The organism is Nonomuraea sp. NPDC001684 (assembly GCF_053596515.1).
Genome location: NZ_JBSFGJ010000208.1, coordinates 1 through 16,085 on the forward strand (window position 1 = coordinate 1; position 16,085 = coordinate 16,085).

Annotated in this window: 20 protein-coding genes; 11 read left to right on the forward strand and 9 right to left on the reverse strand. The window is 71.5% G+C overall.

The annotated features are described in order from the left end of the window. The first annotated feature begins 247 nt into the window (after positions 1-247). Entirely contained in the window at positions 248-721 is a 474-nt protein-coding gene (locus ACWCSD_RS29945) for a MarR family winged helix-turn-helix transcriptional regulator (RefSeq protein ID WP_397164461.1), read from the forward strand. 49 nt (positions 722-770) lie between these two features. Here the strand turns inward: ACWCSD_RS29945 and ACWCSD_RS29950 are convergent, their stop codons facing one another. The 3 genes from ACWCSD_RS29950 to ACWCSD_RS29960 all read right to left on the reverse strand — a co-directional run bounded on the left by ACWCSD_RS29950 (position 771) and on the right by ACWCSD_RS29960 (position 3,303). Then, positions 771-1,607 carry an SRPBCC family protein gene (locus tag ACWCSD_RS29950; RefSeq protein WP_397164459.1) on the reverse strand — a complete coding sequence of 279 codons (837 nt, stop codon included), beginning with the start codon at positions 1,605-1,607 and terminating at the stop codon, positions 771-773. Next, a complete protein-coding gene (locus ACWCSD_RS29955) occupies positions 1,600-2,157 on the reverse strand; it encodes a helix-turn-helix domain-containing protein (RefSeq protein WP_449919777.1) in 558 nt (185 codons plus the stop codon). Before ACWCSD_RS29955 ends, ACWCSD_RS29950 begins: the two co-directional genes overlap by 8 nt. A gap of 117 nt (positions 2,158-2,274) precedes the next feature. Further along, entirely contained in the window at positions 2,275-3,303 is a 1,029-nt protein-coding gene (locus tag ACWCSD_RS29960; RefSeq protein WP_358288852.1) for a GDP-mannose 4,6-dehydratase, read from the reverse strand. A 266-nt stretch (positions 3,304-3,569) separates the two neighbouring features. Here ACWCSD_RS29960 and ACWCSD_RS29965 point away from each other — a divergent pair, with 266 nt between their 5' ends. The 4 genes from ACWCSD_RS29965 (at position 3,570) to ACWCSD_RS29980 (ending at position 7,775) form a co-directional block, all read left to right on the forward strand. Continuing rightward, positions 3,570-4,841 carry a glycosyltransferase family 4 protein gene (locus tag ACWCSD_RS29965; RefSeq protein ID WP_397164456.1) on the forward strand — a complete coding sequence of 424 codons (1,272 nt, stop codon included), beginning with the start codon at positions 3,570-3,572 and terminating at the stop codon, positions 4,839-4,841. Between the two features lie 47 nt (positions 4,842-4,888). Continuing rightward, positions 4,889-5,599 (forward strand): class I SAM-dependent methyltransferase, encoded by a 711-nt coding sequence (locus tag ACWCSD_RS29970; RefSeq protein WP_352324013.1) that lies wholly within the window; start codon positions 4,889-4,891, stop codon positions 5,597-5,599. Further along, entirely contained in the window at positions 5,596-6,651 is a 1,056-nt protein-coding gene (locus ACWCSD_RS29975) for a prenyltransferase (protein WP_449919781.1), read from the forward strand. Before ACWCSD_RS29970 ends, ACWCSD_RS29975 begins: the two co-directional genes overlap by 4 nt. 77 nt (positions 6,652-6,728) lie before the next feature. Beyond that, a complete protein-coding gene (locus ACWCSD_RS29980) occupies positions 6,729-7,775 on the forward strand; it encodes a DUF1702 family protein (protein ID WP_449919784.1) in 1,047 nt (348 codons plus the stop codon). On the opposite strand, the gene ACWCSD_RS29985 is transcribed toward ACWCSD_RS29980, so the two are convergent. Further along, positions 7,772-8,401, reverse strand: a complete 630-nt coding sequence (locus tag ACWCSD_RS29985) for a class I SAM-dependent methyltransferase (protein WP_364330959.1) — start codon at positions 8,399-8,401, stop codon at positions 7,772-7,774. The genes ACWCSD_RS29980 and ACWCSD_RS29985 overlap by 4 nt on opposite strands. A gap of 85 nt (positions 8,402-8,486) precedes the next feature. Here ACWCSD_RS29985 and ACWCSD_RS29990 point away from each other — a divergent pair, with 85 nt between their 5' ends. The 4 genes from ACWCSD_RS29990 (at position 8,487) to ACWCSD_RS30005 (ending at position 10,720) form a co-directional block, all read left to right on the forward strand. After that, on the forward strand, positions 8,487-8,939 hold the full coding sequence (locus ACWCSD_RS29990) for a pyridoxamine 5'-phosphate oxidase family protein (RefSeq protein WP_352324010.1): 453 nt from the start codon (positions 8,487-8,489) through the stop codon (positions 8,937-8,939). Beyond that, positions 8,936-9,127 (forward strand): ferredoxin, encoded by a 192-nt coding sequence (locus tag ACWCSD_RS29995; RefSeq protein ID WP_352324009.1) that lies wholly within the window; start codon positions 8,936-8,938, stop codon positions 9,125-9,127. The genes ACWCSD_RS29990 and ACWCSD_RS29995 overlap by 4 nt, the downstream gene beginning before the upstream one ends. 22 nt (positions 9,128-9,149) lie before the next feature. Then, on the forward strand, positions 9,150-10,238 hold the full coding sequence (locus ACWCSD_RS30000; RefSeq protein ID WP_358288864.1) for a Zn-dependent alcohol dehydrogenase: 1,089 nt from the start codon (positions 9,150-9,152) through the stop codon (positions 10,236-10,238). Positions 10,239-10,399: 161 nt separating this feature from the next. After that, positions 10,400-10,720, forward strand: coding sequence for a hypothetical protein (locus tag ACWCSD_RS30005; RefSeq protein WP_397164449.1), 321 nt, complete (start codon positions 10,400-10,402; stop codon positions 10,718-10,720). Positions 10,721-10,769: 49 nt separating this feature from the next. Here ACWCSD_RS30005 and ACWCSD_RS30010 read toward each other — a convergent pair whose 3' ends face one another. From ACWCSD_RS30010 to ACWCSD_RS30020, 3 genes are all read right to left on the reverse strand, one after another. Next, positions 10,770-11,993 (reverse strand): NAD(P)/FAD-dependent oxidoreductase, encoded by a 1,224-nt coding sequence (locus tag ACWCSD_RS30010; protein WP_449919789.1) that lies wholly within the window; start codon positions 11,991-11,993, stop codon positions 10,770-10,772. A gap of 60 nt (positions 11,994-12,053) precedes the next feature. Continuing rightward, entirely contained in the window at positions 12,054-12,500 is a 447-nt protein-coding gene (locus tag ACWCSD_RS30015; RefSeq protein WP_449919792.1) for a hypothetical protein, read from the reverse strand. Between the two features lie 64 nt (positions 12,501-12,564). After that, positions 12,565-12,810, reverse strand: a complete 246-nt coding sequence (locus ACWCSD_RS30020; protein WP_449919795.1) for a DUF2231 domain-containing protein — start codon at positions 12,808-12,810, stop codon at positions 12,565-12,567. On the opposite strand from ACWCSD_RS30020, the gene ACWCSD_RS30025 reads away from it, so the two are divergent. Together ACWCSD_RS30025 and ACWCSD_RS30030 are read left to right on the forward strand one after the other, a co-directional pair. Then, positions 12,773-13,483 (forward strand): helix-turn-helix transcriptional regulator, encoded by a 711-nt coding sequence (locus ACWCSD_RS30025; RefSeq protein WP_449919797.1) that lies wholly within the window; start codon positions 12,773-12,775, stop codon positions 13,481-13,483. The genes ACWCSD_RS30020 and ACWCSD_RS30025 overlap by 38 nt on opposite strands. Positions 13,484-13,581: 98 nt before the next feature. Beyond that, entirely contained in the window at positions 13,582-14,070 is a 489-nt protein-coding gene (locus tag ACWCSD_RS30030; RefSeq protein WP_397164439.1) for a hypothetical protein, read from the forward strand. 30 nt (positions 14,071-14,100) lie between these two features. Here ACWCSD_RS30030 and ACWCSD_RS30035 read toward each other — a convergent pair whose 3' ends face one another. Next, positions 14,101-15,108: a sugar phosphate isomerase/epimerase family protein gene (locus ACWCSD_RS30035; RefSeq protein WP_352323548.1), complete on the reverse strand. Its 1,008-nt coding sequence runs from the start codon at positions 15,106-15,108 to the stop codon at positions 14,101-14,103. Next, the coding region (locus tag ACWCSD_RS30040) for a Gfo/Idh/MocA family protein (RefSeq protein ID WP_449919800.1) at positions 15,105-16,085 on the reverse strand (981 nt) is incomplete at its 5' end. The genes ACWCSD_RS30035 and ACWCSD_RS30040, both read right to left, overlap by 4 nt.

Consider the following 16,085-nt stretch of genomic DNA (forward strand, 5'->3'; position numbering starts at 1 on the left):
GGTGGCGGCGGCCACCCAGGTCAGCATCGTCCATAGCTCGTACGTGGGCTCGACGCCGCACGGGTGGTCCGACGCCGAGACGAAGTCGAAGCCCAGCTCCTCGGCCGCGCGGGCGTCGCCCACGGGATCGGCCCCCGACGCCGCCGACGTCGATATGCCCAGTCCGAACACGACCCGCCTCCTCCACTTTGGTTTACATGTAAACCTAGAGCGGAGGTCGGTTACACGTCAACTAAACTGCCGGGTCATGGAGCCCAACTGGCTGGACGACGCCGAGTTCCGGGCCTGGATCGGCTACCGCAGGATGCGCCTGCTGCTGGACGCCCAGGTCAGCCGCGACCTCGCGAGCGACTCGGGGCTGTCGGCCCCCGACTACGACGTCCTGTCGGCGCTGTCCTCCACGCCCGGCCACCGGTGGCGGCTCACCGCGCTGGCCGACCGCATGCTCTGGTCGAAGAGCCGCCTCTCCCGGCACATCTCGCGGATGGAGCAGCGGGGGCTGGTCACCCGCGAGGGGTTCGAGGGGGACGCGCGCGGGGCCGTGGTCGTGCTGACCGACGGAGGGTTGCGGGCCATCCAGGCGGCGGCGCCCGCCCATGTGGCGTCGGTGCGCAGGCACTTCATCGACCTGCTCTCGCGGGAGCAGATCGAGGTGCTCGCCACGATCGCCGAGACCGTCCTCGACCACCTGCCGGACGGCCGGCAGGACACACCAGGCTGAACCAGAGCGGGCAGGACGAACCAGTACGAACCAGGCTGACCCGGCGCGGTCAGGCGACCCACATCGGACGCCAGTCCGGCACCTCGTGGTAACGCCGCAGCTCCGCCACCCCGGACAACATCCCGCCCCAGGCCGCGTACGGCGGCCGCTCGGCGTCGAAGCCGCTCTGCACGAGCGTCAGCCGCGTCCGGCCGGCGGACCCGGCCAGCTCCCAGGAGCTCACCCCGGCGCCGCCCCAGTCGACGGAGAACCGCCGCTCCGGCTCCAGCTCCAGCACCTTGGCCGGCGACGGGTCGTTCGCGAACCCGCCCATGGCGAACCGGCCGCCGACGTACGGCTCGATCTCGATCGGCATCCCGAACCACTCGCTCACCGCCTCCGAGTCGACCAGCGACTCGAAGACCTGGGCGGGCGTGGCGTCGATGGTGACCTCGGCGCGCAGCTCGCGCGCGGTGAAGTCGGCGCGCGGCGTGAGCGGGCGGCCCTCGACGTGCTCGGCCAGGCTGGCCAGCACCTGGAACCAGTAGGTCTGCAGCACGCCCCGGATGCTGGCGCCGGTGACGACGTCCTGGAAGTCGAAGTGCGACTGCGTCACCGAGACGATCGTCGCCGAGTCGCCGTCCTCCTCGACCGCGAGTTCGGCGGTCGTCTCGACGCCGTCCAGGAGCCAGGCGAACCGCACGCCGCGCTCGTCGGCCGACAGGACCCGCTGGTGCGGCGCGTCGCCCTCCGGCGTCGTACGGCCCCAGAACTCGAACCGGTCCGGCAGGTCCACCTCGACGTGCTCGGCCAGCCAGACCCGCGCCTCGGCCGGATCGGTGATCGCGTGCCACACCTCCTTGACCGGCGCCTGGACGCGGACCTTCGCGATCATCGGCTCACTCATGCTCTTCTCCCTTGGGGTAACAGGCGACGGCGAGCTTGAAGGCGTCCCCCTCAGCGCCGCCGTAACGAGTGAAAAGCTCCTGCAGCATGCCCTGCAGGTCGTTCAGGAACTGCTGGCGGCTCTCCGGACGCACGTGGATCTCTCCGGACAGTCCGATGGACGGCAGCTCGGGCGCGTCCCGGTCGAGCGCGGCGATGTCAGCCTGGACCTCCTCCATGAGGTCGAGCAGGTAGCCCAGGCTCAGCTCGTCGCGCGCCTTGCGCAGCCCGATCCGGCCGACCAGCCGCGGCGACAACCAGTACGACCGCGCGCCGGCCTGGTAGATGCCCTCGTGGACGCCGCGCACCTTGCGCTCGGACACCAGCTCCACGAGACCGGCCTCGACCAGCCGCTTGACGTGGTAGTAGACCCGCTGCGGCGTCTGCTCGAGGCGTTCGGCGACCTCCGAGCACGTACGCGGCTCGGCCAGCTGCCTGAGCACCTCGACCCGTTGCGGCTTGAGCAGCGCCTCGGCCTGCTCGATCTGTTCCAGATACAGGACATCTCTCATCGCAAAAACAATCTTTTACGTAAAAATCCGCTTTGTCAATGGGTCAGGCCAAGAGCAGCCGTAAGCAGCAAAAAGGCCCGCACCGGACCGGGCGGGCCAAGGGGTGCGGAACCGGCTCTAGGGCCAGGAGCTGTCCTGGTCGGGGTCGCCGCCGGCGGACAGCAGGCGCAGGTCGCTCTCGACCATCATCGCGACCAGCTCGTCGAACGACACCCGCGGCTCCCACCCGAGCTGCGCCCGCGCCTTCTTCGGGTCGGCGCACAGCAGGTCCACCTCCGCCGGGCGGTGCAGCCCCTGGTCGACCACCACGTGCCGCTCCCAGTCCAGCCCGGCGGCCGTGAAGGCGGCCTCCACCAGCTCCCGCACCGACTTCATCCGCCCGGTGCCGATCACGTAGTCCTCGGGATTGGCGGCCTGGAGCATCAGGTGCATCGCCTTGACGTAGTCGCCCGCGTAGCCCCAGTCGCGGCGCGCCTCCAGGTTGCCCAGCCGCAGCTCCGTGGCCAGGCCGAGCTTGATCCGGGCCACCCCGAGGGTGACCTTCCTGGTCACGAACTCCGCGCCGCGCCGCGGCGACTCGTGGTTGAACAGGATGCCCGACACCGCGAACATCCCGTACGACTCGCGGTAGTTCTGCGTGAGGAAGTGCCCGTACGCCTTGGCCACCCCGTACGGCGAGCGCGGATGGAAGGCGGTGCGCTCGTTCTGCGGGGTCTCGGTGACCTGCCCGAACATCTCCGAGGACGAGGCCTGGTAGAAGCGGATCTGTCCCGGGGACGACGATCCCCCGCCCCGCGACACGCCCGAACACACCCGGATGGCCTCAAGCATCCGCAGGACGCCCATACCGGTCACCTCGGCGGTCAGCTCGGCCTGCTCCCACGACATGGGCACGAACGAGATCGCCCCCAGGTTGTACACCTCGTCGGGCTGAACGCGTTCCACCGCGGAGATCAAGGACCCCTGGTCCAGCAGGTCGCCCCGCACCACCTGGACGTCGGCCAGCAGCTTGCGCATGCGCGAGACGCGCGGGTTAGCCTGCCCGCGGGCCAGCCCCCACACCTCGTAACCCTGGTCGAGCAGGTGCTCGGCCAAGTAGGAACCGTCCTGGCCGGTGATGCCGGTGATCAGAGCGCGCCTGGCCAAGGGGTCCTCCAACTATCACGTAGGTACGGTGGCCCGCACCGCGTCCCTTTGGGACGGGAATGTACAGCTAAGCGCCTGGACGCAGCACCAAAGCCCACTAGAACCTGTTCCACCGAACCACGCTCGGTTACCTTAATGTCGCAGTTCGCACGGCCTGTGGAGACTGTTGTGAACAATTCCAGGTGACCTACCGAATGGTAGCCTTCTCGGACTAAGGTCATCTTTCACGGTACACGCCCGCCTCTTGGGGCCTTACCGCAGAAAACATGGGCCTACCGGCGGAGAAAGGGGTGTCCGTGAGCGAGGCGCTGCGGATCGCGCTGCTGTCCTATCGCAGCAAGCCCACCTGCGGCGGGCAGGGCGTCTATCTCCGGCACCTGAGCCGTGAGCTGGTCGCGCTCGGCCACCACGTCGAGGTGTTCTCCGGACCGCCCTACCCCGAGCTGGACGAGGGCGTCGTCCTGCGCGAGGTGCCCAGCCTCGACCTCTACCGGGACGAGGACCCGTTCAGGACCCCGAAGCTGGCCGAGTACCGCGACTGGATCGACCTCCTGGAGGTCGGCACCATGTGGACGGCCGGCTTCCCCGAGCCGCTCACCTTCACCCTGCGCGCCTACCGCGAGCTGAAGAAGCGCGTCGGCGACTTCGACGTCGTCCAGGACAACCAGACCCTCGGCTACGGCCTGCTCGGCATCCAGAAGCTGTTCCCCGTGGTCGGGACGATCCACCACCCGATCAGCGTCGACCGGCGGATCGAGCTGGAGGCCGCCACGGGCTACAAGAAGCTCACCATGCGCCGCTGGTACGGGTTCGTGAAGATGCAGTCGCGCGTCGCCCCCAGGCTGAGCCCGATCCTCACCGTCAGCGAGTCGTCGCTGGCCGACATCCACCGGGACTTCAACGTCCCGCAGGCCAACATGCGGCTGATCCCGCTCGGCGTGGACACCCGCTACTTCCACCCGCGCCCGGACAAGCCCCGCCGCAAGGGCTCGATCGTCGCGGTGGCCAGCGCGGACTCGCCGATGAAGGGCGTGGCCACGCTGCTGCGCGCGGTCGCCAAACTCGCCACCGAACGCGACGTGAACCTGACCGTGGTCAGCAAGCCCACCCCCGGCGGCCCGACCGAGCGGCTGGTCCGGGAGCTGTCGCTGCAGGACCGGGTGCGCTTCGTGCACGGCATCTCCGACGACGAGCTGGGCGAGCTGATCGCCACCTCGGAGATCTCCGTGGTCCCCTCGCTGTACGAGGGCTTCTCGCTGCCCGCCGTCGAGCACATGGCCTGCGGCACGCCCCTGGTGGCCAGCCGTACGGGCGCGCTGCCCGAGGTCGTGGGCGACGCGGCCGTCCAGGTCCCGCCGGGCGACGCCGAGGAGCTGGCGGCCGTGCTGCGCCGCCTGCACGACTCCCCCGAGGAGCGCGAGCGGGTGGGCAAGGCCGGCTACGACCGGGTCATGGAGCGCTACACCTGGCACGTCGTCGCCAAGCGGACGGTCGAGGCGTACCGCGAGGCGATGGCGGCGCACAAGGCCCGCCGCTGACCCCCGAACGAAAAGCCCCCAAGAGCTGATCAAGGAGAAGCGACAAAGTGCTGACCGTGGACTTCGACCGGCTCCCCGTGGGCCCCGGCGTGCGCGTGCTCGACCTGGGCTGCGGCGGCGGCAGGCACGCCTTCGAGGTGCTGCGCCAGGGCGCCGACGTCGTCGCCTTCGACATGGACCAGGCCGAGCTGGACAACGTGGCGGCCATGTTCGTGGCGATGGACAAGGCGGGCGAGGTGCCGCTGGGCGCGACCGGCGAGACCGTCCAGGGCACGGCGCTGGACATGCCGTTCGAGGACGGCGGCTTCGACCGGGTCATCGCGGCCGAGGTGCTGGAGCACATCCCCGACGACATGACCGCCATGCGGGAGATCTTCCGCGTGCTCAAGCCGGGCGGCACCGCGGCGATCACCGTGCCGAGCTTCCTGCCCGAGCGCATCTGCTGGGCCCTGGACGAGGACTACCACACCGCCCCCGGCGGCCACGTGCGGATCTACACGCTGGCCGAGCTGTCGGCCAAGCTCAAGTCCGTCGGCTTCGAGATCGGCCCGCACCACCACGCCCACGGCCTGCACGCGCCGTACTGGTGGATCAAGTGCGCGGTGGGCGTCAACAACGACGACCACCCGGTCGCCAAGGCGTACCACGAGCTGCTGGTGTGGGACATCATGAAGCGCCCGGCCGCCACCAGGATCGCCGAGGCGCTGCTCAACCCGCTCATCGGCAAGAGCGTGGTCCTCTACGTCAAGAAGCCATGATCTCCCGCGAGGAGGTCGTCCGCACGGCCCTCAGCATCGCGGCCATCCAGCAGGACGACGGCGGCGTGCCCTGGCCCGAGGGGCACGTGGACGCGTGGAACCACGTCGAGTGCCTGATGGGCATGTCCGTGGCCGGGCTGGCCGAGCCGGTGCGGCGCGGCTGGGAGTGGCTGGCCCGCCACCAGCGCCCCGACGGCTCCTGGCCGATGAAGCTGCTGGACGGCGTGGCCACCGAGGCGGGCGGCGAGTCCAACCACGCCGCCTACGTCGCCGCCGGCGTCTGGCACCACCTTCTCGTCACCGGCGACCGCGAGCACGCCGAGCGCCACTGGCCCATGGTCAAGGCCGCGCTCGACTACGTGGTGGGCCTGCAGACCGAGCGGGGCGAGATCGTCTGGGAGCGGGACGCCCACGGCCGGGCGGCGGCGTACGCGCTGCTGACCGGGTGCTCCTCGATCCACCAGGGCCTGCGCTGCGGCGTGCTGCTCGCCGACCATCTGGGCGACCCGCAGCCGCACTGGGAGCTGGCCGCCGACCGGCTGGCCCACGTGTTGTCGGCGCACCCGGAGGCGTTCGCCGACAAGAGCCGGTTCTCGATGGACTGGTACTACCCGGTGCTGGGCGGCGCGGTGCGCGGGCGGCAGGCGGTCGAGCTGCTGGAGCGCGAGTGGTCCACGTTCGTGGTGCCGGGGCTCGGCATCCGGTGCGTGTCCGACCAGCCGTGGGTGACCGGGGCCGAGACGTGCGAGCTGGTGCTGGCCCTGGACGCCATGGGCGACCGTACGCGGGCCGCCGCGCTCTTCGCCGACGTGCAGCACCTGCGCCACGAGGACGGCTCGTACTGGACCGGCTGGCAGTTCGTCAACCGCAAGCACTTCCCGCACGAGCGCTCCGGCTACACCGCGGCCGCGGCCATCCTCGCCGCGGACGCGCTGCAGCGCCTGTCCCCCGGTTCCGGGCTGTTCCGCGACATCGCGGGCACGTCGGTGTCGGATCCGGAGGCGTGCGGGTGCGTGGAGCGTCAGTCGTTCAGGTCGGCGCCTCCCGGCTGATCCCGCGCGTCGTCGGCGCAAGGGCTTTTGCGGGTTCTTTGCCGGGGACATCCGGTGCGCCGCCGGTGAACGGCGCAATGGGGTTACTAGCTTCGTGTCTGGCCGTAGGAGGCGTCTTCGGGGGAAGCGTGGGCGACACGGGCACAACAGCGTTCTTGGACCAGGTCAGGATCGAGCCGACACTGTCCCCGGCGAGGGGGCTGCGGAGGTTTCTGACTAAGGATCCTTCGGAGTCCGATCTGGGCCGGCGCAGGTTCCGGCTGCGCCCCGGCGCTCCCCGGACGGTCTTCACGGATTCCGAGCAGTCGTACGTGTTCGGCTTCAACGCGGTCATGTCGCGGGAAGTCGAGAAGATCGAAGACCTCTCACCCGAGCAGCGGCCGTTCGGCCACGAGGGCGCGGCGGCCGCCTGCACCGTGCTCGACCTGCTCACCTTGACCCGGGGCCGGCGCCTTCACGAGCTACTGGCCGGCCCCGCCCAGCATCACCGCCACGCCGCGTACGTCGGCGCCGGACGCGGCTACGCGCTGCTGCGGCTGCGTCCGGTCTGGGGCGCGCGGCGGGCGCACCCGCTGATGCGCTGGCTGGCCGTGGACGGGTTCGGCTTCCAGTGGAGCCTGTCGCGCGCGGACCGCATGGTGGGCCGCAGGAGCATGCCCGACCTGCTCACCCGCGCCCACTGCGCGGTCTTCGACCAGGGCCTCGGCCGGCTGCTGTGGTACCACGACTGCGCCTCGCCGGACGACGTCGGCGCGCGCATCGCGGGCTTTCCGGCGAGCCGGCGGGCCGACCTGTGGAGCGGCGTGGGGTTCGCGGCCACGTACACGGGCGGCGCCGACAGCGACGAGCTGTGGTGGCTGACCGAGCACGCCGGCGCCGACGGCTTCCGCGCCCACCTGGCCCAGGGCTGCGCCTTCGCGGTCACGGCGCGGCTGCGGTCGGGGGCGCTGCCGGACCACGCGCGGCTGGCCGTGCCGATCCTGGCCGACGCCGCGCCCGACGAGGCGGCCGCCTGGACCGACCAGGCGCTGCTGGCCCTCGGCCACGACGCCCACACCCACGAGGACTTCCAGCGCTGGCAGGCCCACACCCGCCGGTCGTGGAACCGCCGCCACCGGCGCTAGACGCCCCGGCCGACGCGTTCGAGCACGCGCAGCGAGCCCTCGGCCGACACCTCGCGGAAGGCGCCCGACTCAAGGGCCCGCAGGTAGACCCGGTAGGGGGCCTGCCCGCCGTCGGCCGGGTCGGGATAGATGTCGTGGAAGACCAGCGCGCCGCCCTCCATGACGTGCGGCGCCCAGCCCTCGTAGTCGCGGGTCACCGGCTCCTCGGAGTGGCCGCCGTCGATGAAGAGCAGGCCGAGCGGCGTGTTCCACAACGCGGCCACCCGGTCGGACCGCCCGACGACGGCGATCACCTCCTCCTCCAGCCCGGCGGCGGCGATGGCGGCGCGGAAGAAGGGCAGGGAGTCCATCCGCCCGAAGCGCGGGTCCATCAGGGCCGGGTCGTGGTGGGCCCAGCCGGGCTGGATCTCCTCCGAGCCCCGGTGGTGGTCGACGGTGACGACCACCGAGCCGGTGTGCCGGGCCGCCGCGCCGAGGTAGATCGCCGACTTGCCGCAGTAGGTGCCGATCTCGCAGAGCGGCCCCAGGCCGCCGTACCGGCAGGCCGCCTCGAACAGGGCCAGACCCTCCTTCGGCGGCATGAATCCCTTGGCGTGCTCCGCTGCCTGCAGCAGCTCCGGCGGCATCGTCATAGGCATGCACCCTAGCCGAACCGAACAACATTCCAGGGACCTCTTGCCGTGCTTCTTTGGAACCTGTTCTACTTGGCACGTGAATCAGCGCGCTCGCATCGCGATGTCCGACGACGAGGTCACGGCGTTCCTGGAGGGTTCGCGCAAGGTCCAGCTCGCGACCATCAATCCCGACGGGACACCGCACCTGGTGACCATGTTCTACGGGCTGGACGAGGGCCGCATCGCCTTCTGGACGTACGGCAAGGCGCAGAAGGCCCGCAACCTGGCCCGCGACCCGCGGGTGAGCTGCCTGGTCGAGGCGGGCGACGACTACGACCAGCTCCGCGGCGTCCTGGTGTACGGCGTGGCCGAGCAGGTGGACGACCGGGACCGGGTGCTCGCCATCGGCATGATGATCGCGCGCAGGATGACGCCGGGCGTGCCGGACGACCTGCTCACCCCCTACGTCGAGCAGACCGGCAGAAAACGCATCGCCTACGTCGTCGAGCGCACCAAAGTGGTCTCATGGGATCACAGGAGGCTCACATGAAGGTCAAGGTCGATGAACTGGTCTGCGAGGCCAACGCCGTGTGCATGGGGCTCGCCCCCGAGGTCTTCGAGGTGGACGACGACGACCAGCTGCACATCCTGCTCCCCGAACCACCCCCCGAGATGCAGGACCGCGTCCGCAGCGCGGTCAGGTCCTGCCCGAAAGCCGCCCTGTCGCTAGAGGACTAGCCGTAGCCGGAGGAGAAACCCCATGCGCGCCGCGATCCTGCACGCCGTAGGCAACGACAAGCTGGACATCCGCGACGACATCACCCTGGCCCCCGTCGGGCCGACCGATGTCCGCGTACGGATCAGAGCCACGGGCGTGTGCCACTCGGACCTGTCGGCCATGTCCGGCGTGCTTCCGCAGCCGGTGCCGCTGATCCCGGGCCACGAGGGCGCGGGCGAGGTGGTCGAGGTGGGCGAGCACGTCACCTCGGTCGCGCCGGGCGACCACGTCGTGATCAGCTGGCGGCCGGCCTGCCAGTCCTGCGACCTGTGCGTGGGCGGGCAGCCGTACATGTGCATGAAGTACGTCATCGAGTCCTTCAGCAAGGGCAACTTCCGCTTCGGCGGCGACAACGCGACGGCGTTCGGCATGGCGGGCTGCGGCACCTGGGCCGAGGAGGTCATCGTGCCCTGGCAGGGCGCGATCAAGATCGACGACGACGTGTCGTGGGAGGCGGCGGCGCTGATCGGCTGCGGCATCACGACCGGCGTGGGCGCCGCGATCAACACCGCCAAGGTGCGTCCCGGCTCCACGGTCGTGGTGATCGGCTGCGGCGGCGTGGGCCTGTCGGTCATCCAGGGCGCCCGCGTCTCCGGCGCCAGGACGATCCTCGCCGTCGACCCGCTGGAGTCCAAGCACGCCCTGGCCAAGAAGGTCGGCGCGACGCACGCGATCACGCCCGAGCAGGTCCCCGAGGCCCTGAACGAGCTGACCGGCGGCAGCGGCTTCGACTACGGCTTCGAGGTCGTCGGCAAGTCGGCGACCATCCAGAGCGCCTGGCAGCTCACCCGGGCGGGCGGCGACGTCATCGTGGTGGGCGCCGGCGCGGTGGACGACATGGTCTCCATCTCCGCCTTCAGCCTGCTGTTCGAGGGCAAGAGACTGCTGTCCAGCCTGTACGGCGAGGCCGACGTGCGGCATGACTTCCCCTACTTCGCCAAGCTCCACAAGGCCGGACAGCTCGACCTGGAATCGCTGATCAGCGCCCGCATCCGGCTCGGCGACCTGAACGACGCCGTCGCGGCCCTGCGCGGCGGCGAGGTGCTCCGCCAGATCGTCATCATGGACTGACCCCGGCCCGGGGCCGGAGAACGGGCTTCCGCTCTCCGGCCCCGGGCACGTCGGGCCGCGATCGGCCGGACCGGTCGCACACCCGCCGCCAAGGCATTGCTAAGGAAAGTTTCCTAACGGATACTCCGGGTTGAGTGCCCACCACCCCCCAAGGAGTATCCATGCTTCGTCGCGGCCTCGCCCTGCTCTCCCTCGCCGCCGCCGGCCTGCTCGCCCTCGCCGCGCCCGCCCAGGCGGCCGTCGTGGACGTGACCTTCGGGCCGGTCTCGATCGGCGACTACTGTCACGCCAAGGTCAGCTCGTCCTCGTGGATCGGCTTCTACGAGTCCGGCGGCCTGCGCTGCTACACCGGCGGCCCCGGTCCGATGACGTACGCGGGCTCCGGCGACCCGTACCTGGCCTGCAAGTTCCTCACCACGGACGTGGTGATGTCCGCGCTGCGCGGCACCTCCGACGCCCTGGTCTGCCGCGTCGTGCGCTGACCCTCCTCCGGTGCGGCACGGGACGGACCGTCCCGTGCCGCATCCGGCGTCAGGAGGGCAGGAGCTGGTCGAGAGGGGTGCCGGGGTCGGCGAGCGCGGCCCGGTCCACGGGCTTGCGGGACCGGATGAGCGCCTGGGTGTGGTCGGTGACGTCCCAGATGTTGACGTTCATCGCGGCCAGCACCCTGTCCTGCTCGTCCAGCCAGAAGGCGATGAACTCGCGGGCGTCCAGGTCGCCGCGGACCACGACGTCGGGCGTGCGGCCGGGCGGGACGTGGCCGACGTACTCCATGCCCAGGTCGTACTGGTCGGTAAAGAAATAAGGCAGGTTGTCGTAGTCGCCGGGCCGCCCGAGCATCGCGCGAGCGGCGGTGGCGGGCTGGTTGAGCGCGTTCGCCCAGTGCTCGACCCGGACGTGGCGGCCCAGCAGCGGATGGTAGGCGTTGGCGATGTCGCCGGCCGCGAAGATGTCGGGGTCGGACGTGCGCAGGTCGGCCCCCACCTTGACGCCGTCCTCGACGGTCAGCCCGGCGGCCCGCGCGAGGTCGGTGTCCGGTTCGGCGCCGACGCCGGCCACGACGACGTCCGCCTCGATGTGGGCGCCGTCGGCGAGCAGGACCCCGGAGCCGGTGATCTCGGCGGGACGGGCGTCGAAGAGGAAGTTCACGCCGTGCTCGCGGTGCAGCGCGGTGAACACCTGGGCGACGTGCGGCCCCAGCACGCGCAGCAGCGGCGCGGACGCCGTCTCGATCACGGTTACCTCGGCCCCCGCGGCGCGGGCGGCGGCGGCCACCTCCAGGCCGATCCAGCCGGCCCCGAGGATCGCGACGCGGCCGGCGCCGGCCAGGGTGGCGCGCAGGCGTTCGCTGTCGTCGACGGTACGCAGGTACAGCACCTCGGGCCGGTCGGCCCCGGGGAGGTCCGGGCGGCGCGGCCGGGAGCCGGTGGCCAGCAGCAGCCGGTCGTAGCCGAGCTGCTCGCCGTCGCTCAGGGTGACCCGGTGGCCGGCCGGGTCGATGCCGGTGACCTCGACGCCCAGCCGCAGCTCGACGTCGTGCTCGTCGTACCAGGAACGGTCGTGGACGAAGATCTTGTCGCGTTCGCCGGCGCCCTGGAGGTAGTCCTTGGACAGCGGCGGCCGCTCGTACGGCAGGTGCGTCTCCCTGCCGACCAGCACGAGCCGGCCGTCGAAGCCCTCGCCGCGCAGGGCCTCTGCGGCCTTGGCGGCGGCGAGGCCGCCGCCGGCGATCACGATGGTCGCGGGTGCAGGCATGGTCGGATCTCCTCTTTGTGTCCTGTTCCTGGGCGAAGGGCGTGGTGATCGCGGCGCACGTCAGCTCCCGCCCACGCCGAGCGCGGTGAGCAGCACCAGGACGACGGTCACGACCGCGAACAGCCCATGACCCGCCACCACCGCGACGGGGAAGTGCCGTTCGGCCGGAACCGGCGAGCCGGCCGTCGCCGGGCCGGAGCCGAGCCGGGCGACGCGCGCCCGATGGACCGGGATCCACCGCGCCAGCATGACGAACCCGAGCAGCGCGACCGGCACGAGCAGCCCGAACGCGAGCCAGGCCAGTCCATGGGCGTCGGCGGACAGGTAGATGATCCACACGACCAGGCCCGCCGCGGCGAGCAGGAAGTGCCCGAAGAGCACCGGCGCTGGCAGCCGGGACTCGCCGGCCTTCTGCTGGGCCACGCCGCCGCGGGCGATCCAGGTGCCGAGCATGTAGAAGCCGCCGACGGCGGTGACGAGCCAGGTGATCAGTGCCGCGATCTCCACGATCTTCCTTCTTTCCAGGATGAGCCGTTCGTATGTCAGATGGCGGGTGTCCGAAGGCGGCGCCTCACCGTGGCGGGCCGGTGGTGAACCCCTCGGCCTGGGTGTCCTCGCCGGCGACCCGGACGCCGTAGCGGAAGGCGAGCTTGCCGCCCAGGTAGCCCGACGCCGCGAGCACGGCCAGGCACACCGCCGACAGCACGATCTGCCCCACCGGCACGGCCCCCGGCGGCCCGTCGCCCAGCCGCCAGGCGAACCCGGCCGCGTACCCGGCGGTGACCGCCAGGTTGAACCGCGCCGGGCGGGCCGTCACCCGCGACGAGGCGGCCCAGAGCGTCGGGATCTCCCGCAAGCTCGCCGCCTTCCACCTGGACAAACTGGTGGACGCCGGGCTGCTCGCCACCCGCTACGAACAGCCGGGCGGGCTGCACCGCGTCGGCCGCGCCCCCAAGGTGTACGAACCCTCCGACCTCGACGTCCAGGTCAGCATCCCCCCGCGCGAACCCGTCCTGCTCGCCGACATCCTGCTCGACGCCGTGCTGGCCGAGACGCCCGGCGAGAGCGCCGGTCAGGCGGCCCGCCGCCTGGCCCGCGAGCGCGGCCACGACCTCGGCCACACCGAACGCGCCGGGCTGCGCGGCGCCCGGCTCGGCCCCGAGCGCGCCCTGACCTGCGCCCAGCAGGTCCTGGAACGTCACGGTTTCGAGCCCAGCCGCGACACGCCGACCCTGGTCCGGCTGCGCAACTGCCCCTTCCATCCCCTGGCCGCCAAGGCCCCCGAGCTGGTCTGCGGCATCAACCACGCGTTCCTGGCCGGGTTCCTCGACGGCCTCGGCGCCCCGGCCGTCCAGGCCACCCTGATCCCGCGGCCGGGTCACTGCTGCGTCGAGCTGGGCGTCCCGCAGGACTCCGGCGGCGCCTCGGCGGACGCGCCGGCGTGCGCCAAGGACGGTGACGGCCCGTCACCCGCTCCGCCAGGGTCCTGACCGGTTCCGGCAAGGGTTTCCCATGGGCCCGGCCACGGCCCGCCGGGCGCTCTACCGTGGGACCGCCGGAGCGGTGACGTGGCAGGGGAAGGCGTCCGATGATCGCAGCCATCGCCAGGGTCCAGAAACTGTCGGCGGCGTTCGCGTACGCCGCCGCGGTGCTGACGCTGACCTGGCTGACCCAGGACGGCCGCCTGGGCGACGGCCTGTACGGCGACCTGGCCATGGCCGTCATGGCCTTCCCGCTCTACCTCGCCGCCGGCCCGCTGAACGGCGCGCTCCGCGCCCACGCGCCGGGGCCCGCCCACCTCTGGGACTTCGTCCTCATGGCCTGGCCGGGGATCGTCCTGGCGATCCTGCTGGCGTGGCTGCGCGCCCGCGTGGCCGGGCGGGCACTCGGATGGCTCGCGGCGGCGGCCGTCACGCTGGTGGGGGTGGCGACCACCTTCGACGGCTGGGCGCCACGACGGCCCTACGGCTGGCCGTTCCTCGTCTGCGGGCTGATCATGATCGTCGGGCTGATGACCGCCCGCCGGCCGGCCCCGGACGTCCGGCACGGGCCGGACGCGCGGTCGCCCGGCCCGTGACCAGCAGGCCCTACGTGGTCCTACGTGGTCCTACGTGGTGGAGAAGGCCGCGTCGAAGGCCGTGGCGGGCGGCGTGATGGAGTTCAGCCGCCGAATGTACCCCAGCGCCTCGCGGGCGCCGTCCAGCCGGTCCATCCCCGCGTCCTCCCACTCGATCGAGATCGGCCCGTCGTACCCGATCGAGTTGAGCGCCCGGAAGCAGTCCTCCCAGGGCACGTCACCGCGCCCGGTGGAGACGAAGTCCCATCCCCGCCGCATGTCCGCCCACGGCAGGTGCGACGACAACCGTCCCTTGCGCCCGTCGCCGATCCGGACCCGGGTGTCCTTGCAGTCGACGTGGTAGATGCGGTCCTTGAAGTCGAGGATGAACGCCACCGGGTCGAGGTCCTGCCACACCATGTGCGACGGGTCCCAGTTCAGCCCGAACGCCGGACGATGCCCGATCGCCTCCAGCGTCCGCTGCGTCGTGTAGTAGTCGTAGGCGATCTCGCTCGGGTGGATCTCGTGCGCGAAGCGCACCCCGACCTCGTCGAACACGTCGAGGATCGGGTTCCAGCGGTCGGCGAAGTCCTGGTAGCCGGCCTCCACCATCGACGCCGGCACCGGCGGGAACATGGCCACGGTGTGCCAGATCGACGACCCGGTGAACCCCACCACCGTGTCCACGCCGAGCGCCGCCGCCGCCCGCGCGGTGTCCTTCATGTCCTCGGCCGCGGCCCGCCGCACCGACTCCGGGTCGCCCGAGCCCCAGATGCGCGCCGGCAGGATCGCCTTGTGCCGCTCGTCGATCGGATGGTCGCAGACGGCCTGGCCGACGAGGTGGTTGGAGATCGTCCACACCTTCAGGCCGTGCTTGTCGAGCTGGGCGCGCTTCTGCTCCACGTACGACGGGTCCGCCACCGCCTGCGCCACGTCGAAGTGGTCGCCCGAGCAGGCGATCTCCAGGCCGTCGTAGCCCCATTCGGCCGCCAGCCTGCACACCTCCTCGAACGGCAGGTCCGCCCACTGCCCGGTGAACAGCGTTACTGGTCTCATCAGTCCTCCACAGGGGTGTACCGGCCGCCGTCGGCCGCGCTCGCCTCCACCGCCGCCAGCACGCGCTGCACCCGCAGCCCGTCGGCGAACGACGGCGAAGGGTCGGCGCCGGTCGCGACGGCCTCCAGGAAGTCCTTGATCTCGTGGGTGAAGGTGTGCTCGTAGCCGAGCCCGTGCCCCGGCGGCCACCACGCCCCCACGTAGGGATGGTCGGGCTCGGTCACCAGGATCCGCTCGAACCCGCCCCCGCCCTCGCTGAACCACAGCTCGTTCATGGACTCGAAGTCGAACGCCAGGCTGCCGAGCTGCCCGTTGACCTCGATGCGCATCGCGTTCTTGCGCCCGGTCGCGAACCTGGTGGCCTCGAAGGAGGCCAGCGCGCCGCCCGACATCCGGCCGATGAACAGCGCGGCGTCGTCGACGGTGACCGTCCCCCGCTCCTCCGTACGGGACCCGCCCAGCCCCGCCGACTCCCCCGCCAGCGGACGCTCCTTGACGAACGTCTCCGTCAGCCCCGACACGCCCGCCACGCGCTGGCCGGTGACGAACTCGGCGGCGTCCACGATGTGCGAGCCGATGTCGCCGAGCGCCCCCGCGCCCGCCTTGTCCTTCTGCAACCGCCACACCAGCGGGAACTCCGGGTCCACGATCCAGTCCTGGAGGTACTGGGCGCGTACGTGCCGGATCTCGCCGAGCCTGCCCTCCTCGACGTACCGGCGGGCCAGGGCGACCGCCGGGACCCGCCGGTAGTTGAAGGCCACCATGCTCCTGCCCGGCGCCGCGGCCGCCGCCGCGACCATGGCCTCGGCCTCGGCGACGGTGTTGGCCAGCGGTTTCTCACAGATCACGTGCTTGCCGGCGCGCAACGCGGCGATCGCGATCTCGGCGTGCGAGTCGCCCGGCGTGCAGATGTCGACGATCTGCACGTCGTCCCGCCGGACCAGCTCCCGCCAGTCCGTCTCGACGTCGGCCCAGCCGAG

Excerpts from the sequence above, each read along its gene's own strand:
- ACWCSD_RS29945 (WP_397164461.1), top strand. The coding sequence starts at position 248 with ATGGAGCCCAACTGGCTGGACGACGCCGAGTTCCGGGCCTGGATCGGC.
- ACWCSD_RS29950 (WP_397164459.1), bottom strand. The coding sequence starts at position 1,607 with ATGAGTGAGCCGATGATCGCGAAGGTCCGCGTCCAGGCGCCGGTCAAG.
- ACWCSD_RS29955 (WP_449919777.1), bottom strand. The coding sequence starts at position 2,157 with ATGAGAGATGTCCTGTATCTGGAACAGATCGAGCAGGCCGAGGCGCTG.
- ACWCSD_RS29965 (WP_397164456.1), top strand. The coding sequence starts at position 3,570 with ATGGGCCTACCGGCGGAGAAAGGGGTGTCCGTGAGCGAGGCGCTGCGG.
- ACWCSD_RS29975 (WP_449919781.1), top strand. The coding sequence starts at position 5,596 with ATGATCTCCCGCGAGGAGGTCGTCCGCACGGCCCTCAGCATCGCGGCC.
- ACWCSD_RS29980 (WP_449919784.1), top strand. The coding sequence starts at position 6,729 with ATGGGGTTACTAGCTTCGTGTCTGGCCGTAGGAGGCGTCTTCGGGGGA.
- ACWCSD_RS29985 (WP_364330959.1), bottom strand. The coding sequence starts at position 8,401 with ATGCCGCCGGAGCTGCTGCAGGCAGCGGAGCACGCCAAGGGATTCATG.
- ACWCSD_RS29995 (WP_352324009.1), top strand. The coding sequence starts at position 8,936 with ATGAAGGTCAAGGTCGATGAACTGGTCTGCGAGGCCAACGCCGTGTGC.
- ACWCSD_RS30000 (WP_358288864.1), top strand. The coding sequence starts at position 9,150 with ATGCGCGCCGCGATCCTGCACGCCGTAGGCAACGACAAGCTGGACATC.
- ACWCSD_RS30005 (WP_397164449.1), top strand. The coding sequence starts at position 10,400 with ATGCTTCGTCGCGGCCTCGCCCTGCTCTCCCTCGCCGCCGCCGGCCTG.
- ACWCSD_RS30010 (WP_449919789.1), bottom strand. The coding sequence starts at position 11,993 with ATGCCTGCACCCGCGACCATCGTGATCGCCGGCGGCGGCCTCGCCGCC.
- ACWCSD_RS30030 (WP_397164439.1), top strand. The coding sequence starts at position 13,582 with ATGATCGCAGCCATCGCCAGGGTCCAGAAACTGTCGGCGGCGTTCGCG.